Source organism: Massilia sp. (assembly GCF_032106685.1).
Lineage (GTDB): Bacteria > Pseudomonadota > Gammaproteobacteria > Burkholderiales > Burkholderiaceae_D > Telluria.
The window spans coordinates 23284-41276 of the sequence record NZ_DAMCPG010000045.1 but is presented as its reverse complement, the minus strand read 5'-3'; the positions used below and the strand labels follow the sequence as shown (position 1 = coordinate 41276).

The 17993-nt window shown below is 68.4% G+C and carries 20 protein-coding genes; 9 read left to right on the top strand and 11 right to left on the bottom strand.

The features are described from left to right. A partial coding sequence (locus tag RT688_RS20040) for a hypothetical protein (RefSeq protein ID WP_313706600.1) occupies positions 1-195 on the bottom strand: 195 nt, incomplete at its 3' end. A gap of 122 nt (positions 196-317) precedes the next feature. On the opposite strand from RT688_RS20040, the gene RT688_RS20035 reads away from it, so the two are divergent. From RT688_RS20035 to RT688_RS20025, 3 genes are all read left to right on the top strand, one after another. Next, on the top strand, positions 318-1142 hold the full coding sequence (locus RT688_RS20035; protein WP_313706599.1) for a fused MFS/spermidine synthase: 825 nt from the start codon (positions 318-320) through the stop codon (positions 1140-1142). A gap of 126 nt (positions 1143-1268) precedes the next feature. Next, a complete protein-coding gene (locus RT688_RS20030; protein WP_313706598.1) occupies positions 1269-4124 on the top strand; it encodes an EAL domain-containing protein in 2856 nt (951 codons plus the stop codon). 91 nt (positions 4125-4215) lie between these two features. Further along, complete coding sequence (locus RT688_RS20025) at positions 4216-4425, top strand: hypothetical protein (RefSeq protein ID WP_313706597.1); 210 nt, start codon at positions 4216-4218, stop codon at positions 4423-4425. A 68-nt stretch (positions 4426-4493) separates the two neighbouring features. Here RT688_RS20025 and RT688_RS20020 read toward each other — a convergent pair whose 3' ends face one another. Continuing rightward, a complete protein-coding gene (locus tag RT688_RS20020) occupies positions 4494-4865 on the bottom strand; it encodes a hypothetical protein (protein ID WP_313706596.1) in 372 nt (123 codons plus the stop codon). Between the two features lie 114 nt (positions 4866-4979). Continuing rightward, positions 4980-5117, bottom strand: a complete 138-nt coding sequence (locus RT688_RS20015; RefSeq protein ID WP_313706595.1) for a hypothetical protein — start codon at positions 5115-5117, stop codon at positions 4980-4982. 189 nt (positions 5118-5306) lie between these two features. Here RT688_RS20015 and RT688_RS20010 point away from each other — a divergent pair, with 189 nt between their 5' ends. After that, complete coding sequence (locus RT688_RS20010; RefSeq protein ID WP_313706594.1) at positions 5307-5483, top strand: hypothetical protein; 177 nt, start codon at positions 5307-5309, stop codon at positions 5481-5483. A 134-nt stretch (positions 5484-5617) separates the two neighbouring features. Here RT688_RS20010 and RT688_RS20005 read toward each other — a convergent pair whose 3' ends face one another. Together RT688_RS20005 and RT688_RS20000 are read right to left on the bottom strand one after the other, a co-directional pair. Further along, the gene (locus RT688_RS20005; RefSeq protein ID WP_313706593.1) at positions 5618-5800 is read right to left on the bottom strand and encodes a hypothetical protein; all 183 of its coding nucleotides are present in this window, start codon (positions 5798-5800) and stop codon (positions 5618-5620) included. A 72-nt stretch (positions 5801-5872) separates the two neighbouring features. Then, positions 5873-6055 carry a hypothetical protein gene (locus RT688_RS20000; protein ID WP_313706592.1) on the bottom strand — a complete coding sequence of 61 codons (183 nt, stop codon included), beginning with the start codon at positions 6053-6055 and terminating at the stop codon, positions 5873-5875. Positions 6056-6202: 147 nt separating this feature from the next. On the opposite strand from RT688_RS20000, the gene RT688_RS19995 reads away from it, so the two are divergent. Then, positions 6203-7114: an alpha/beta hydrolase gene (locus RT688_RS19995; protein ID WP_313706591.1), complete on the top strand. Its 912-nt coding sequence runs from the start codon at positions 6203-6205 to the stop codon at positions 7112-7114. Here the strand turns inward: RT688_RS19995 and RT688_RS19990 are convergent. Further along, entirely contained in the window at positions 7080-7382 is a 303-nt protein-coding gene (locus tag RT688_RS19990; RefSeq protein WP_313706590.1) for a 2Fe-2S iron-sulfur cluster-binding protein, read from the bottom strand. The two genes, RT688_RS19995 and RT688_RS19990, sit on opposite strands and share 35 nt — an antisense overlap. Positions 7383-7548: 166 nt before the next feature. Between RT688_RS19990 and RT688_RS19985 the strand changes: the two genes are divergently transcribed. Next, positions 7549-8562: a L,D-transpeptidase gene (locus tag RT688_RS19985; RefSeq protein WP_313706589.1), complete on the top strand. Its 1014-nt coding sequence runs from the start codon at positions 7549-7551 to the stop codon at positions 8560-8562. A gap of 20 nt (positions 8563-8582) precedes the next feature. Then, positions 8583-9281: a M23 family metallopeptidase gene (locus RT688_RS19980; RefSeq protein WP_313706588.1), complete on the top strand. Its 699-nt coding sequence runs from the start codon at positions 8583-8585 to the stop codon at positions 9279-9281. Between the two features lie 331 nt (positions 9282-9612). Here the strand turns inward: RT688_RS19980 and RT688_RS19975 are convergent, their stop codons facing one another. The 5 genes from RT688_RS19975 to RT688_RS19955 all read right to left on the bottom strand — a co-directional run bounded on the left by RT688_RS19975 (position 9613) and on the right by RT688_RS19955 (position 14623). Next, positions 9613-11397: a M4 family metallopeptidase gene (locus tag RT688_RS19975; RefSeq protein WP_313706587.1), complete on the bottom strand. Its 1785-nt coding sequence runs from the start codon at positions 11395-11397 to the stop codon at positions 9613-9615. Positions 11398-11564: 167 nt separating this feature from the next. Next, a complete protein-coding gene (locus RT688_RS19970) occupies positions 11565-12182 on the bottom strand; it encodes a hypothetical protein (RefSeq protein ID WP_313706586.1) in 618 nt (205 codons plus the stop codon). Positions 12183-12192: 10 nt separating this feature from the next. Then, positions 12193-13377, bottom strand: a complete 1185-nt coding sequence (locus tag RT688_RS19965; RefSeq protein WP_313706585.1) for a zinc-dependent alcohol dehydrogenase — start codon at positions 13375-13377, stop codon at positions 12193-12195. 188 nt (positions 13378-13565) lie between these two features. After that, positions 13566-14450: a neutral zinc metallopeptidase gene (locus tag RT688_RS19960; RefSeq protein WP_313706583.1), complete on the bottom strand. Its 885-nt coding sequence runs from the start codon at positions 14448-14450 to the stop codon at positions 13566-13568. Continuing rightward, positions 14447-14623, bottom strand: a complete 177-nt coding sequence (locus RT688_RS19955; RefSeq protein WP_313706582.1) for a hypothetical protein — start codon at positions 14621-14623, stop codon at positions 14447-14449. The genes RT688_RS19960 and RT688_RS19955 overlap by 4 nt, the downstream gene beginning before the upstream one ends. Positions 14624-14806: 183 nt before the next feature. On the opposite strand from RT688_RS19955, the gene RT688_RS19950 reads away from it, so the two are divergent. After that, positions 14807-15748 carry a class I SAM-dependent methyltransferase gene (locus tag RT688_RS19950; RefSeq protein ID WP_313706581.1) on the top strand — a complete coding sequence of 314 codons (942 nt, stop codon included), beginning with the start codon at positions 14807-14809 and terminating at the stop codon, positions 15746-15748. 169 nt (positions 15749-15917) lie between these two features. Beyond that, positions 15918-17963 (top strand): diguanylate cyclase, encoded by a 2046-nt coding sequence (locus RT688_RS19945; protein WP_313706580.1) that lies wholly within the window; start codon positions 15918-15920, stop codon positions 17961-17963. The last annotated feature ends 30 nt before the right edge of the window (positions 17964-17993 follow it).

The window sequence follows — 17993 nt, the reverse complement described above, 5'->3', positions numbered from 1 at the left end:
GCTCGGCGCCTCGTTCCAGAACACGATCAGGGTGCCCTTGTGGTCGTGCAGCTGTGTCACCCGCTCGACGAAACCGGTGTTGCCGGCGCTGTCGGCCAGCGCCATCGCATACCCGTAGACGCGGTCGAGCCGCTCGATGCGGTCGGGCTCGGTCAGGCTGTTGGTGGCGGTGATCGATGGGTGATCCAGGAACATGAAGAACTCCGTGTGGCGGCAAAGGCCAGCTTATCAGAATTTAATGCCTGCGAACAAGGCAGAGCCGCCCCGCAGCCACCGGCGGCGCTGCCGAGCGCGCAACGGATCGATATACTTGCGCCATGCCCCACGAGTCCGACGCCACCCGCCCACACGAACGCCAGGGCGCACCGCTGGTGCGCACGCGCGGCAACCGCCGTACCCTGGAGTTCCAGCCCGGCGACATCCAGAGCGAGATGCTGCTTTCCAGGCCCGACGCCCTGGTGCTCGAGTATGCGCGCGCGATGATGTGCTTCGTCCTGTTCGTCCCGCAGCCGCGCCATATCCTGATGGTCGGCCTGGGCGGCGGCTCGCTTGTCAAGTTCTGCCACCGCCACCTGCCGCGCACGCGCATCACGGTGCTCGAGATCAGCGCCGAGGTGATCGCCCTGCGCGAGCAATTCCACATTCCGCCCGACGACGCGCGCCTGCGCATCGTGCATGCCGACGCCGCCGACTACATCGCGGCCATGCCCGCCAGCGCCGACGTGATCCTGGTCGACGGCTTCGACGCCGCCGGCATGCCCGCCGCGCTGGGCAGCGCCGCGTTCTACGCGGCCTGCCGGCGCGCGCTGCGCGAGGGCGGCGTGCTGGTGGCCAACCTGCTCAGCTACGACCCGCAGTACGCGGCGCTGCAGGCGCGCATCGACGCCGCCTTCGGCGGGCGGGTCTGCCAGCTCGACGGCATCGCCGGCAACAACCACATCCTGTTCGCCCTGCGCGCCCCGGGCCCGCCCGGCCCCGGCTCCGCGGCCGACCCCGCGCTGGCGTCGCGGGCCGCCCGTCACGCCCGCCTGGCGCGTCGGCGCAGCGCGCGCCCGTCCTGGCCGGACCGCCTCCGGCATCGCCTGCTGCATCGCCTGCTGGCGCGCCTCGTGGTTGCCTGGCTGGCATGGCGTCCTGTCTGATCCGGACGACAGCGGCGCGCATGCGCGGGCGGGGGCGCGGAAGTGTTTGCCGAAAGCCGCCGTTGTATGACACACTTCGGGGCTTTGGTGCTCTTGGGCAAGCAAATTATTCTTCTGGAACAGAACATGGTGCGTCGCCTGTCGTTTTCCCTCACCCGCGCGGCCGTCCTCACTTTCGGGGCCGGCCTGGCCGCCTCGTGCGCGCTGTTCGTCGGCGTGAGCCATCTCGAATACGACAACCTGGCCCTCTCCTTCGGCCAGCGCGCCGACCAGCGCGTAGCCACGGTGCGCCAGGGCCTGCACGATGCGGTCGAGGTGGTCACGGTCACCAACCAGCTGTTCAGCCTGGGCGCGCCGGTGACGCGCGACCAGTTCCACGATTTCACCTCGCCCCTGCTGCAGCGCCATCCCTACATCAAGGCCTTCAACTTCCACCGCACGGTCGAGGACAGCCAGCGCGCCGCGGTCGAGGCCGAGATGCAGCGCGTACTGCCGGGCACGGTGATCAGCCAGGTGCGCGACAGCCTGAGCGTGCCGGCCGAACGGCGAGCGCAGTACCACGTCGTCTACTACCTCGAGCCGATGGCCGGCAACGAACCGGCCTTCGGCTTCGATTCGGGCACCCGTCCCCAGATCCGAGAAGCGGTGGCCCGCGCCCGCGCCGAAGGGCGCGCCGTCGCCAGCGAGCTGTTCCAGCTGGTCCAGGACACCTATCCGCAGCCGAGCTTCCAGCTGGTCATGCCGCTGAGCGACCGCAGCGGCAAGCCGCTCGGCGACACCACCATCATCGTGCGTGCGCGCGACCTGGTGCACAACGCCCTGGCCAGCGCCAACCTGCTGGGCGACAGGCAGATCGTGATGTCGGTCTACGCCTCGGACAAGCCCGACCCGGCCAGCCTGATCTTCAGCACCCGCGCCGAGGACGCCCCGGTACCGCGCGACACCATGGGCGCCTGGATCGCCCCCGAACACCGCTCCAGCCTGGTGCGCACGATCGAGGCCGCCGGCCGCCCCTGGCTGGTGGAAGTCATCGCCCTGCCGCGCCCGTTCGCGGCCGACCACCTGGCCTCGCTGGCGATCCTGGCCGGCGGCATCCTGCTCAGCCTGCTCACTGCGGCCTGGGTCCAGGCAGCCGGCGTGCGCACCCGGCGCGTGCAGCAGCTGGTGCGCAAGCGCACGGCCGACCTGAAGCGCACCAACCGGCGCCTGGTCGACGACATGATCGCGCGCGAGCGCACCGAAAAGGCCCTGCAGCAGAGCGAGCAGCGCTTCCGCCAGCTGGTGGCGATGTCCTCGGACTGGTACTGGGAACAGGACCGCAACTACCGCTTCACGATGATCACCGGCGGCTTCGCCGAAAAGGCCGGCGTGACGGTCGAGCGCGTGCTCGGCAAGACGCGCTGGGAATACATGCAAGGGCTGGCCGACACCGAATCCGGGCGCGCCCACATCGCCCAGGTGAAGGCCCACGAAGCCTTCAACGACCTCGAATACCAGGTCCTGGACGACAACGGCGACACGCGCTGGTTCCTGGTCAGCGGCCAGCCGGTGTTCGACGAGCACGGCACCTTCCAGGGCTACCGCGGCACCGGCTCCGACATCACGGCGCGCAAGCTCACCGAGCAGCGCGTGCACCACGTGGCCCAGCACGACGTGCTGACCGGCCTGCCCAACCGTTCGCTGCTGCAGGACCGGCTCGGCCAGGCCGTGGCCTACGCCACCCGCAGCGCCAATCCGGTGTGGGTCATGCTGATCGACCTCGACCGCTTCAAGTTCGTCAACGACAGCATGGGCCACAAGGCCGGCGATGTGCTCCTGATGACGGTGGCGGCGCGCCTGCGCTCCTCGCTGCGCGATTCGGACACGGTGGCGCGCCTGTCGGGCGACGAATTCGTGGTGATCCTGTCCGAGCACGGCGAGCAGCACCTGACGGTCGACATCGTGCAGCGCGTGATGGATGCGGTGGCCCAGCCGGTCATGCTCGGCACCAAGGAATTCTTCGTCACCTGCAGCATCGGCGTGGCGGTCTACCCGAGCGAAAGCACGCCGGCCGACGCCCTGATCGAGCACGCCGACATCGCCATGTACCGCGCCAAGAAGCTGGGCCGCAACAACTTCCAGTTCTACACCCCGGCGATGAACGAGGAGTCGCTGGAACGCGTGCGCATCGAAGGCGCGCTGCGCAACGCCCTCGAGCGCGACGAATTCGTGCTGTATTACCAGCCCCAGCTCGACATGAAGAGCGGCAAGATCGTCGGCATGGAAGCCCTGATCCGCTGGCAGCATCCGGAACTGGGCATGGTGCCGCCGAGCCGCTTCGTCAGCATTGCCGAGGAAACCGGGCTGATCGTGCCGATCGGCGCCTGGGTGATGCGCACCGCCTGCGCCCAGAACAAGGCCTGGCAGGATGCCGGTTTCGAGAAGCTGCGCGTGGCCGTGAACCTGTCGGCGCGCCAGTTCGCCGCCGCCGGCCTGATCGAGAGCATCGAGCAGATCCTGCGCGACACCGGCCTGGAACCGCGCTACCTGGAGATCGAGCTGACCGAAAGCCTGTTCATGAGCGACGTCACGCCGGCGGTGGAACTGCTGCACCGGATGAAGGCGCTGGGCGTGAACCTGTCGATCGACGACTTCGGCACAGGCTACTCGAGCCTGTCCTACCTGTCGCGCTTCCCGATCGACGTGCTGAAGATCGACCGTTCGTTCGTGGCCGACATCACGCGCGACGCCAACGACGAGGCCATCGTCACCTCGATCATCGCGCTGGCCCACAACCTGAAGCTGGCCGTGATCGCCGAAGGCGTGGAAACCGGCGAGCAGCTCGACTACCTGCGCCGCCACGGCTGCGACGAGATGCAGGGGTATTACTTCAGCCGTCCGCTGCCGGCGCGCGAATTCGAGCAACTGCTGGTCGAGGGACGCGGCCTGGCGCCGGACGACACCGCCGCGGCCGAACCCGAGCCCGAGCCGGTCACCGCCTGACCATATTGCTAGGTAATTCTTCGTAGCAATCTCTACATCATTCCTCTACAATAGCAATGTCTCTATTGCAATTAACGGAGCTGATGTGAAGATGGAAGAAGTACAGGGCCACCCGGCGTCCGCGGCCAGGCCGCGCGTCACCCGCACCGACCTGCGCACGCGCGACCTGGTCAACCAGGCGGTGGCCTCGATTCCCACGCTCGGCCTGCAGCGCGCGGCCGAATTCCTGGCGGCGATGAACGTCCCGGCGGAAATCGCCGTGCGTACGCTCGTGTATCCGCACCGGCGCCGGCGCGGCTGAGGAAACCTGGGCGGCGCCGCGCCGTAGGGCGGGCACGGCGTGCCCGCCCTACGAATACCGCCGAGCGCCTACTTGCGCGGCTGCTGCGCCAGGATGTCGGCCAGCGATTCCTGGCCCTTGGCCGTGACCTCGAAGCCGCCCTCGGCGCGCGGCGCGATGTGCGATTTGCGGCTGAGGAACTGGACGACGTCGCCCGCGACCGGCGCGGCCGGGTCCTGGGACAGGGACTGCAGGGCTTCGATGCAGCTGCGCAGGAACAGGACTTCCTGCCCCTTGTCGGTCAGGGCCAGGCTGCCGTTGCGGCCGTACTGGATCATCTTCAGGCCCGCGAGGCGCTTCGCGTTGCGCCCGACACAGGCATTCACCCGGTCGCTGCGCGCGCCGCCGCGGATGAATTCGAGCGCGTTGTATTCGTCAGTCGTCAGTTTTTCGTTCTTCATTGCCGCTTTCATGGTTCGGTGCGGCCGACATGGTAACCGCCGCAAGCCCTGGCGACAACCATCGCAGGCACTTGCAGCGGCCTTGCCCCATCCCGCCTGGCGGCAATCGACCGCTTAGCGCAGCGTGCGCAGGGCAACCCAGACCAGGCCGGCCCCGATGATGCCGGCCACCGCCAGCACGCCCTGGAAGCGGCGCGAGGTGAAGCCATGGTTGCGGCCGAGGTAGATCTTGTTGTGCAGCGAATTGCCCATCTGTGTGTCTCCGTAACTGAACCCAATGTGAATGAATATTATAAAAAAACTCACAAACAGGGAACGTTCGACACCGAACATAATTGTAACTTTGTGTGAATTACAACATCCGCGGCGACTCTATTGCGCGCCGATTGCGATCCCTGGCTGTTAGGATTGTTCCAACATTGTCAACGCAAGGAGTACACCATGAGCAATCCACGACAAAGTTCGGACCCGGCGGCCAGGGGCGGCGCCATCCTGCACGAGGACGACATCGGCAGCGGCGAGAAGACGCCGGCGCAGAAGGAAACCGAAGAGATGATCCGCCAGATCCCGCCGCTGCCGTCGGGCGAGAAGAAGGACCAGGGAGAGGGCAAGGCCTGAAGGCTGCGGTAAAATCGGAACATCCTGGCGGAGGGCCCCTGGCCGTCCGCCAGGGGATCGCGCTTGCATGAGCGGCGCGCCCGCGCGCGGCTGAGCGCGGCGACGCAGGATCGGCGCGCGGGCTGCGCGCTTTTTTATTGCGCCCGGATCGGCGGCTCGGGAATCACGGGTTCCTCGACGGGTGCGTGCGCCGGATCGGGCACGTCGTCGGGGACCGGGATGGTGGGCGGAGTCGGGGTCTGCTCCGGGTCGGGCGTGGAATGGGCATGCAGCGGGGCACCCAGCGGAGGGCGTTCGCGCGGGTCGTTGGTTTCCATCGTCGTCCTTTCTGTGAATGCGCGCGTCGCAGGCGGCCCCGGGCCGCCTGCGACGCCTTGCTTGCCTCTGTGTCAGTGATTCTGCTTCTGCTTGGCGCCGCCGCCGGCGCCCTCGCCGGTGCCGGCCTTCACGCGCGACTTGGCGTCATGGCTGCTCTTGTCTTCCTTGCCGGCGCGCTGCTTGGCCAGGTCCTGTTCCGACATGTTGTCCGACTGCTTGTTCTGCGGGCTGCCGCCCGATTTCGACTGGCTCATCTTCGTCCTCCCGTGGTTGTGAAAACATTGACGTTTTGCGCAGACTAGCATGGAAGAACGGGAAAGGTTTTCAATCGTGCGCATCGGGGAAAGCCCCGGTATAGTGCAGCTTTCCCTCAACATTTTCCCTCGATGAAGCTGCGCTCCATGATCCTTGCCGCCCTGCTACCGGCCCCCCTGATGGCCAACGCCGACGCCGCCCCGATGAAGCTCGACGACTACATGGCCCTGAGCGGCCCCGCCCCCGATGCGCGCATCGCCTACGGCGCCGCGCCCTCGCAATATGCCGAACTGTTCGTGCCGCAGGGCGCCGGCCCCTTCCCGGTCGCGGTGCTGGTCCACGGCGGCTGCTGGACCGAGAAGTTCGGCGGCATTACCCAGCTGCGCAACATGGCCGGCGCCCTGCGCGCACGCGGCTTTGCGGTGTGGAACGTGGAATACCGGCGCGTCGACGAGGCCGGAGGCGGCTATCCAGGCATGTACGAGGACATGCACGCGGCGCTCGACCTCTTGCGGGGCCAGGCCGGCGCCCACCGGCTCGACCTGGACCGCGTGGTGGCGGTCGGCCACTCGGCCGGCGGGCAGCTGGTGCAGTGGATCGCCGGCCGCGCGCGCCTGCCGAAAACCAGCCCGCTGTACCGCGAGCGTATGCTGCCGGTGCGCGCGGTGGTGAGCCTGGGCGGCCTGGCCGACCTGCGCCGCGAACGCGAACTGATCAAGACCAGCTGCGGACGCGACACGCCGGAACTGGCCGGCCAGCCGGGTCCGGGCCGGCCCGACGTGTATGCCGACACCAATGCCGCCGAGCTGATGCCCAATGGCGTGCACACGATCCTGGTGACGGGGGAACTGGACACGATCTCGCCGCCGCGCGTCGCCCACGACTATGCGGCGCGCGCGCAAGCGGCCGGCGACAGCGCCGAGGTCGTGATCCTGCCCGGCGCCAGCCACTACGACGAGGTGGCGGCCACGTCCTTCGCCTGGCCGCTGGTGGCGGCCGCGATCGACAAGGCGCTGGCCCGCGCTACCACGCCAGCCGCTTCGCCAGCGGCGCGTTGACCACCACGTCGGCGGTCGGCACGGCGACGCAGGGCAGCAGCCAGTTCTCGCGCTTTTCCTCGATCGACAGGCCGGGCCATTCGACCAGGTAGCGCACGGCGCCGCCCTCGAGGCGGCAGATGCAGGTGCGGCAGGTGCCGTTGCGGCAGGAATTCGGCAGCTCGAAGCCGGCCGCCTCGGCAGCCTCGAGGATGGTCGCGCCGCCGCTGGGGAAACCGCGGTCCAGCGGCTGCAGCGTGATCGAATGGGATGTGGCATCGTGGCTCATGGCGCGATTGTAGCGCGTCGGCCGATACAGCCGATACAGCCGATACAGCCGATACAGCCGATAGCGGCGGCAAGGCACCTCAGTACGTTTCCGCACAGACCGAACCGGTGGGCGCGCCTAGGCTGAGGTTTCTCTCAGTAAGTATCGCAGGTGCCAAATGCAGAAAATGATTACCCCCATCGTCATCGCCGTCCTTGCCGGCGCCCTTCCGGTCGCATCTGCCCAGGTTGCGCCTGCCCAGAATCCCCCCGCCGTCCAGCCGGGCCTGCCGAACGCGGCCCCGCTCCAGGCCGCCCAGCAGCCGGCGCCGGCCGACGCCGGCGCCACCGAGCGCGCCGAATTCGAGCGCCTGCTGCGCGCCCAGGTCCTGCTCGACCGCCTGCACCTCTCGCCCGGCGAGATCGACGGCGCCTACGGCTCGAACATGCGCCAGGCGCTGACCACGTTCCAGCAGACGCGCAACCTGGAAGCGACCGGCAAGCTCGACGACGCCACCTGGAACGCGCTGAACCAGGACACGACGCCTACCCTCACCACCTACGTGCTGACGAACGAGGACGTCGCCGGCCCCTTCCAGAAAATCCCCGAAGACATGATGGACAAGGCCAAGCTGGACAAGCTCGGCTATGCCTCGCCACTCGAAGGCCTGGGCGAAAAATTCCACGCCAGCCCCGACCTGCTGGCGCGCCTGAACCCCGGCAAGACCTTCAGCCGCGCCGGCGAACAGATCGTGGTGCCGAGCGTGCACGGCGGCGCGCCGCTGCCGCAGGCGTCCAAGGTCGTGGTCAGCGACAGCCGCAAGGTGCTGATGCTGTACGACGCGAGCGACCGCCTGGTCGCCCAATACCCGGCCTCGACCGGCAGCGAGCACGATCCCCTGCCGATCGGTAACTGGAAGATCGAAGGCGTGCACCCGAACCCGACCTACCACTACAACCCGAAACTGTTCTGGGACGCGTCGCCCGGCGACAAGAAGACCACGATCGCCGCCGGCCCCAACAATCCGGTCGGCGTGGCCTGGATCGACTTGTCCAAGCCGCACTACGGCATCCACGGCACGCCGGTGCCCAAATTTATCGGCAAGACCGAGTCGCACGGCTGCATCCGCCTGACCAACTGGAGCGCCGCGGAAGTGGCGCAGGTGGTCGCGGCGGGGACGAACGTGGTGCTTCAGGAGTAATCAACTAGAGGGAGGCTCGCATGAGATGGCTGGTCACATTCCTGCTGGGCGTGCTGGTGGGCGCCGGCGGACTTTTCGTCTACCTGCAAGAGATCGCGGACGCGCCGGATCCGATCGTCACCGATGGCGGCGCCCTGCCCGCGCCGCCAGCCGATCCACCCACCGCACCCACGGCTGACAGCCCGCTCGTGCAGACCGACCTGTCGGACGCCGATCTGCCGATCCGTCCGGCGCCGCAAGCCTCGACCGCCACCCCGGCCGCACCCGAGCTGACGGCCGGCGGCAGCATGCCGGCCAAGCTGCTGGTCCCGGTCGAAGGCATCGCCTACGGCCAGCTGAGCGACACCTTCGACCAGCCGCGCGGCCAGGAGCGCCACCACGAAGCGCTCGACATCATGGCGCCAAGCGGCACCCCGGTGCGCGCCGCCGGCGACGGCAAGGTCGCCAAGCTGTTCAACAGCAAACCGGGCGGCATCACGCTCTACCAGTTCGACCCGGCCGAGAAATACGCCTATTACTATGCCCACCTGGACCGCTACGCCGACGGCATCAAGGAAGGCATGCAGCTCAAGCGCGGCGACCTGATCGGCTACGTCGGCGCCACCGGCAACGCCGACCCGAGCGCCCCGCACCTGCACTTCGCCATCTTCGCGCTCACGCCCGAGAAGCAGTGGTGGAAAGGCACGCCGGTGAATCCCTACCCGATGCTGGGCGACTAGCACTGCGGGGTCCGGGGTTGTAGGGTGGGGTCTCGACCCCACGCGGTGCGGCGCCCGCACGTCGCTAACTCAGCCGTCATGCGCGGCTGATCGACCGTTTGACGGCGTGGGGTCGAGACCCCACCCTACGAAAGCGCGTCAGCAAAAGCGGTGATTGACCGGCTCAGCCTTTGTAGGGTGGACACCTGTGTCCACGCGGTCTCACGGCCTGCAATGCGGCGACTGGACCACGAACCAGGCGGCCTTTGTGATCGCGCCATTCTATAGGATGCGGACAGCGGGCCTGGCTGGTGGGCGCATCGGTACGACAGCGTGGACACGGGTGTCCACCCTACAACCCCACCTCATCCACGTCGGCCCCGACGTTGATCGCCGCGTACGCGCGCTGCACCGCGATCGCCTCGGCGCTGCCCGCGCCATACAGTTCCTGCGCGGCCTCGATCATCTTCGCGCGCGCATCCGCATAGTTGGTGCTCGAGGTGAACTTGGTCGTGTTCGCCTTGAACCAGATCCGGAAGGCCTTGTCGGTGCCGATGCCCGTCATCGCGGCCGGCGACTTCACCAGGTACTTGCTGTAGTAGTCGCCGTCCTTGTCGGCCTTCGAGCCCTGGGACAGGAAGTAGAACATGCGGTTGTTCGGCCCGCTGCTGTAGTGGACGTCGAGGCGGCGCAGCGAGGTGCTCCAGGCGTCCGGGCTGCTGCCGTCCTTGCTCGGCTTGTACATCCAGCGCAGCGGCGTGCCGTTGCGGCCGATCTCGCTGCCCAGCATCCAGTCGTTGCCGCCGTTCGGGATCGCCTCGCCCTTGCCGCCGGCGCGCGCGTAGGCTTCGGCGATCTCGCCGCCGATGTCCGAGCTCGATTCGTTCAGGCCGCCCGATTCGCCCGAGTACACCAGGTCCGAGGTCGCCGCCGTCACGCCGTGCCCCATCTCGTGGCCGATCACGTCGATCGCGCCCAAGCTGCTGAAGGTCGAGCCGTCGCCGATGAACATGCAGCGGCAGGTGTCGCTGTAGTAGGCGTTGTCGTAGGCGGTGTTGACGTGCACCGCGATGTAGCTGGCGGTGTTGTGGCCGTCGAGCGACTGCCAGCCGAGCACGTTCTTCAGCGAGTCGTAGGTGTTCATCAGGCCCCACATCGCGTTCACGGCCGCGGTCTGGCCGTTGGCGTCCGTGGTGCTGCCGCCGCGCACGTACTGCTTGCCGTCGCCCCAGGTGTTGCTGGTGTTGGTGTACATCTTGCCGGCGTTGCTGGTGTTGTTGGCGTTGGTGATCGCCATCGCGCCGTAGGCGCCGCCGGTGCCGCGCTCGGGGTCGCGCATCTGGAAGGTGTCGCCCACCTGCGTCGTGCTGATCGGCACCTCGCCGTTGTACTGGCTCTTGCCGACGCCGGTCACGGTCTGCAGCATGCTCCAGCGGTCGATGATGTGGGCGTCCTTCGCGCTGACGATGGTGTCGAAGTACAGCGGCTTGCCGGCGCGCCGCATGCGCGTGCGCACGTGGTAGGCCAGCTCGTAGTGGTCGACGACTTCCACCACGTCGAGGGCATTCAGTTCGGACTCCAGCTTGCCGGCCGCCTCGGGTACGCGTTCGATCTTCATCACCGGATAGATCAAGAGCTCGGCCTTCGGCGGCACCACGTGGGTCGCCTTCGGGCCCGGCGCGGCGCCGGAACCGGCGGTCGCGGCAGCCACCGCGGCGTCGATCGCGGCCTTGGGCGGGATCGCCGGCCTGACGCTGAAGTCGGCCGTGGCCGGCCCGAGCCGGTTGGCGTTGCCGCGGCCGAGGTGGGCCCGGCGGTTCGACGCGGCTTCCGACTGGATCGCGCCGGCCGCATCGACCACCACCACCGATTCGGAGCCGAACACGCGCAGGCCCTTGTAGGTGTGGGCGGCGCGCACCACCTGGGTGCCCTGCAGCCCGGGGTGCTGTTTCGAGACCAGGAAGCCATGGTTGTTGTCGAGGCCGCGCGCCGCGCGCTGCGCGGCCAGCCTGGCCACCAGCGCCGCATTCGATTGGGCGGTCGCCGCCTTCGGCGCGCTCATCATGGGGGCGGCGGCCGCGTCGGTTGCGAACAGGGCGCCGAGCGTTACGGACAGCAGGGTTGCACGCAGGTTCATCTCGTCTCCAGTCGGAAGATGCCGGCCTCAGGCGTAGACCGGTCACTCCAGCAGTGTGGACGAGCCGCGAATCGACGATTTTGCTCAAGCGCAAAAAGCCCCATCCGGAGCGCTTGGGCGCAACGGATGGGGCTTCCTTTTGTTAATGATGCGGCGACGAAGACTGGTCAGTAGCGTTCGTCGCGCCGCTTCATCAGGTACCAGGCGGCCGCGCCGATGGCGCCGGCGATCGCCGCCTTCTTCACCAGGCCCTTCTTGTTGTGCTCCCACTCGGACTTGATGCCCATCTCGCCCAGGATGTTGGGCACGTGGCCCTGGGTCAGGTCCTCGACGACGCCTTCGACCACGTTCACGCGGTCGGCGAGCAGCAGCACCAGCCAGCGCCGGATGTTGTTCTCGGTCATGGTGAAGGCGGCGCGCCGCAGCATGCCGGACAGGCCCGAAGGCGGCTGCACGGTGCCGAACACTTGCGTGATGCCGGGCCGCTCGGTCGAGACCAGCACCTCGACGTTCTGGCGCTGCGGCACCGGCTCGGGAATGTCGGCCGGGGTGTAGCGCGGCGGGGTGCGCTCCATCGGCACGCCGGGACGGTTGGCGCGGTCGAGGTCGGCGCCCCAGCCCTTGATGTGGCTGAGCTGCTCGCGCGTCGGGCGCTGCGCCCGCAGCTGCGGCTGCACCTCGTGGGTATGGCCGTGGTGCTCGGGGTGGTCGAGGTCGCGATGCTGGTGATCGTGATGACGGTGATGGTCGTGGTCGTGCTCTTTGACGTCGGTGCGATGATCCATGCGTGCCTCCTCAAATCGTTGCGCTGGCCTTCACCGCGCGGATCTCATGGGCGCGCGGCGGGATCAGGATGGGCTTGATGCAGTTGTCGAGCTTGCTCGAGAAGATGTGGTAGGCGTCCGCCACCTCTTCCAGCGGCACGCGGTGGGTGATGATCTGCTTGGGATCGATGTGGCCGGCGCGGATGTGCTCGATCAGGCGCGGCAGGTGGCGCTTCACGCTGGCCTGGTTCATGCGCATGGTGATGCCCTTGTTCAGCGCATTGCCCATCGGGACCATGTTGAAGGTCGGGCCGTAGACGCCGACGATCGACACGTTGCCGCCCTTGCGCACCGAATTGATACACCAGTGCAGCACGGTGGCGGCGCCGGCCTGCATCTTCATCAGGCGCCCGGTGAGGGTCTGGGCCATGCTGCCGGCGGCGTCGCCCCCGACCGCGTCGATGCAGACGTCGGCGCCCAGCCAGTCGGTCATCTTCTTGATGTGCAGCGCCATGTCGCCCACGTCCTTGAAGTTGACCACTTCGCACTGGGCGTAGTTCTTGACGAATTCCAGGCGGTACTCGACCTCGTCGACCACGATCACGCGGCCGGCGCCGAACAGCCAGGCCGACTTGGCGGCGAAGATGCCGACCGGGCCGGCGCCGAACACGACCACGGTGTCGCCTTCCTGGATGTCGCCCATCTCGGCCGCCTGGTAGCCGGTCGGCAGCGCGTCGGTCAGCAGCACGGCGTCGTCGTCGACGATGTCGTCGGGAATGACCATCGGGCCGACGTCGGCCATCGGCACGCGCACGTATTCGGCCTGGCCGCCGTCGTAGCCGCCGGCCGTGTGCGAATAGCCGTAGATCGACCCGACCGCGGTGGATTCGGCGTTCATGTTGTGGCAATTACCGTAGAGTTCTTTCTGGCAGAAGAAGCAGGAGCCGCAGAAGATGTTGAAGGGCACCAGCACGCGGTCGCCCACCTTCAGGTTCTGCACGCCCGCGCCCACGTCTTCGACGATGCCGATGAATTCGTGGCCGAAGGTGTGGCCGACCCGGGTGTCCGGCACCATGCCATGGTACAGGTGCAGGTCGGAACCGCAGATGCAGGAGCGCGTCACGCGCACGATGGCGTCGCCGGGGTGCTCGATCACGGGGTCGGGCTTGTGTTGGGCGCGAACGCGGTAGGGCCCGCGGTAGTTCATTGCCAGCATAGAATCCTCCTCGATGGTTTGTGCGTCCAGCCACCATCGGCGGACGCATGAGTCTTCCAAACTTATGTCAAAACTCTATCGATTACGATACGCGCACGGCAATAAATGCAAATTTTTGGTGGCATATTTCGCATTTAGTCGCATTTTATTCACCGCAGGAAACCGCTTGTTCCTGCCAGAAGCGGGCGTCACAATTGGCGCGTGTCGAAGGTATTACACTGCTGCACGTCGCCACTGTCGATGCCGCGCCGGAACCAGCGCACCCGCTGCGCCGAGCTGCCGTGGGTGAAGGAATCCGGCACCACCACGCCGCGCGACTGCTTCTGCAGGGCGTCGTCGCCGATCGCGGTGGCCGCGGCCAGCGCCGTCTCGACGTCGCCGCTCTCGAGGATCGCCTCCTTCTGGTTGGCGTGATAGGCCCAGACCCCGGCCAGGCAGTCGGCCTGCAGCTCCAGCCGTACCGACAGCGCATTGCCCTCGGTCTCCGACGCTCCCTGCTGGGCCTTGTGGACCTGGCTCGAGATGCCGAGCAGGTTCTGCACGTGGTGCCCGACCTCGTGCGCGATGACGTAGGCCTGGGCGAATTCGCCGCCGACGTTGAAACGCTGCTGCATCAGGCGGAAGAAGCTCAGGTCGATGTAGACGTTCTGGTCGGCCGGGCAGTAGAAAGGCCCGGTGGCGCTGTTGCCGGCGCCGCAGGCGGTCTGGGTGTAGTCGTTGAACAGCACCAGGGTCGGCGGCCGGTAGGTCGCGCCCTGGGCGCGAAACAGCGGCGTCCAGACGTCCTCGGTGTAGCCGAGCACGGTGCGCACGAAGCGCGACTCGCGGTCGGTGGCCTGGGGCGCGTTCGGGTCGCGCTGCTGCGCCACCTGGGGCGCCGGCCCGCCGCCGCCGCCCAGCAAGCTCAGCACCACGCGCGGATCGACGCCGAAGAAGAACGACGCCACCAGCGCGATCGCCACCGTGCCCAGGCCGATCGAGCGCCCGCCCAGACCGAAGCCGCCGAATCCGCCTCCGCCTCCGCCGCGGCGGTCCTCGACGTTCTCGCTTTCGCGGTCTCCTTCCCACCTCATCGCGACCGCCGCAGGTTGGTGGAATTCATGCTTTCGCGGGCATCCTTCAGGCGGAATTCGCCGTCGAGGTCGAGATGGGCGCGCACCTCGTCGTGCAGGTGGCGCTCGTGGCGTTCGCGCTCGACTTCACGGTCGACGCGCAGGTGTTCCTGGTCCGGCAGCAGTGGCTTCATGATGATCCTTGTGCGGTAGCGCGCCCGGCCGGCACCCCTTATGCCGGCCCGCGGCGTGCTGCCAGTATGGACGCGCCCGGCGCAAAGGTATGTTCGGATATTCACATAAGAGCGCCGCTGCGGCGCCTGCGCTATGTGCGTCAGCGTACGGAGGGCGGACCGCCGATCCCGGATGCTCGCGGGATGACCTCCACCATCCACGACCCCGATGCCCTGCTCGCGCTGGGCCAGGCCCTGCAAGGCGCAGGCTACCGCTTCGTCACCGTCACCCCCGCCACCCACCGGCGCGTGAACGACCGTCCCGGCAATGCGCGGGCGCGCGACCTGCGCGGCGTGTTCGGCTGGAGCCGCCCGTTCCGCGAAGACGCCGTGCCAGGCGAGATCCTGGCCCTGATGCGCCGCGCCGGCGTGCTGCGCGAAACGAAGAACGGCCTGTGCGCCACCGTGCGCGCCTCGACCATCGGCGCGCGCCTCTACTTCCACTCCGCCTTCCCGACGCGCGCGGACGACGCGGTCTTCTTCGGGCCCGACACCTACCGCTACATCGCCGCCCTCCAGCGCTCCATGGAAACGCTGGCGCCGCCGCGGCGCGCGGTCGACATCGGCGCCGGCAGCGGCGCCGGCGCGATCGAGGTGGCCTGCCGCTTTCCCGGCTGCGAATCGGTCGGCGCCGACATCAACGACCATGCGCTCGAACTGACTGCCGTGAATGCGCGCCTGGCGGGCCGCACGAACGTGCCGACCGCGCATTCCGACCTGCTGGACGGCCTGGACGGCGGCTTCGACCTGGTGCTGTCGAACCCGCCCTACATCCTCGACCCCGCGAAGCTGCGCTACCGCCACGGCGGCGACATGCGCGGCGCCGGGCTGTCGGTCTCCATCGTCGAGGCGGCCCTGGCGCGCCTGAACCCCGGCGGCAGCCTGCTGCTCTACACCGGGATCGCCATCGTCGACGGGCGCGACGAATTCCTGGAGACGGTGCGGCCGAAGCTGGACGCGCGCTGCGCCGGCTGGACGTATGAGGAGCTCGATCCGGACATCTTCGGCGGGCAGCTCGATTGCGAGGGCTACGAGGACGTGGAGCGGATCGCGGCGGTGTGGTTGCGGGCGACGCTGGCTGCATGACGCGAAGCGGGCCGGCGCGTCACGGGCCGGCGCGTCAAAGTGTTGTGCGCCGACATCATCGCGTTGCGCGACGGCGCCCCGAGCGCTATTTCCGTGAATCAACTTAGATTTCCATAGATAATTACCGGTCCTGCGCGTCCCGCGCCTGTTCCGCCGCCGATCGCCCGCCATGCCGCTTGCCGCCCGTTTCGCCCTGTCCGCCGCCGCTTCCCTGTTCTGCGCCAGCCTGTGGGCGGCCCCCGTCGGCCAGCAGGAGGCGCAAGCCGAGCTGCACGCGATTCGCGCCTTGTCCGAAACCTCGGCCCAGCAAGCGCTGGAACGCCTGGTCGCCCTGCAGGCGGCGGCCGGCAAGGACGCGCCGTATGCCCTGCGGCGCGAACTGCTGCGCACCGAGGTCTGGCTGCGCGAGGATGCCGGGCAGCTCGACCAGGTCTACCGCGCCGACCGCGAGGCGCTGGCGCTGGCGCTCGCCAACCACGACCGTCCCGGCGCCGTGCTCGCGCGGCTGGGCCTGGTCAAGCAATTGGTCGACGAGAACCGCGCCAACGAGGCCCACGAGGAACTCGAGCGCATCCTGAAGGACATGCCGCGGGATGCGCCGCGCGAGCTGAAGGTCACGGTGGCGCAAGTCCAGGGCGATGTCCTGAACGCGCGTGGGCAATACGACAAGGCCATCGCGGCCTTCCTCGGCAGCCTGAAGCTGCAGCAGGACCGGCCGGATGCGGATGCGGCCGAGAGCCGCGCCTACCTGCAGTCGCGCATCGCCAAGGTCTACATCAACGCCGACGATGCCGGCAAGGCCCTCGAGACCGCGCGCCTGGGACTGCGCGAGCCCGGCCTGCCGCCGCGCACCACGGGCTCGCTGCAGTTCCTGCAGGGGATGGCGCTGCTGCGGCTGGACCGGCCGGCCGAAGCGCTGGCCGGCTTCCGGCATGCGCTGGCGACGGCCGAGCGCGGCGGCCTGGCGGGGCTGGAAGCCGAGGTGCGCGGCAACATCGCCGATTACTACCTGCGCCGCCGGGACTATGCCAGCGCCGAGCACGAGGCGCGCCTGGCGCTGGCGGCGTCGCAGCGGGTCAACAACGAGAACCTGACCCTGATGGCCAAGGCGAATCTTGGCTTCGCCCTGTTCGGCCAGCGCCGCATCGCCGAAGGCACGCCGTGGATCGACGGCGTGATCGAGGACCTGCGCAAGGCCGGCGCCCTCGCCGACCTGGAGGCGATGTACGACGAAAAGAGCCGGATGCAGGAGAACGCCGGCCTCTACAAGGACGCGCTGGCGACCGTGCGCCTGCAGCAGCAGCTGCGGCAGACCAGCGCCAGGGCCGAGCGCGACCGCGCGATCGCGGCCCTGCAAGAGGAATTCGACGCCAGCCAGCGCACCCGCCAGATCGAGTTTCTGCACCGCGAGAACGAGGCCAAGGAAACCCAGCTGCGCAGCCGCCGCCTGATCCAGTTCGTCACCAGCTTCGCGGCGGTGCTGACGGTGCTGGCGGGCGCGGTCGTGTTCGTGCTCTACCGCCGCGCGAAACGCAGCGCCGCGCGCCTGCAGCAGCTCAACACCCAGCTCGAATTCCATTCGCTGCGCGACGCCCTCACCGGCCTGTACAACCGCCGTTCCTTCCTCGACAAGATGCGCGCACGGGAGACCCAGGGCGCGGCCGAGCGGCGCCGGCCGGCCGGCGACGCCGACTGCTTCCTGCTGATGGACGTCGACCACTTCAAGGGCATCAACGACCGCTGGGGCCACGGCGTGGGCGACGCGGTCCTGGTCGAGGTGGCGCGGCGTTTGACGCTGGCGGTGCGCGACACCGACATGGTGCTGCGCTGGGGCGGCGAGGAATTCCTGGTCCATGCGCCGGGCACGGATCCCGCTCACGCCGGCGAGCTGGCCAGGCGCATCCTGGACGCCATCGGCGGCGCGCCCGTCGATGCCGGCGCCTGCAGCGTCCCGATGACCGTGAGCGCCGGCGTGATCGCCCTGCCCGGCGCCGGCGGCCTCGATGCCGCGCCGGACTGGCAGCAAGCGCTGCGCCTGGCGGATTGGGCGCTGTACCAGGGCAAGGCGAACGGCCGCAACCAGGCCTGGATCGTGACCGGGCTGGCGGCGCCGTTGGCGAAAGTGCTGACGGCGATCGACGCGGCCGATGGCGGCGTCAAGGCAGCGGAGATGATCGAGATGCGCTGCGTGCGCGGACCGGTCCAGGCGGGATAGGCAGGCACGCGGGCGCTGAAGCGAAACAGG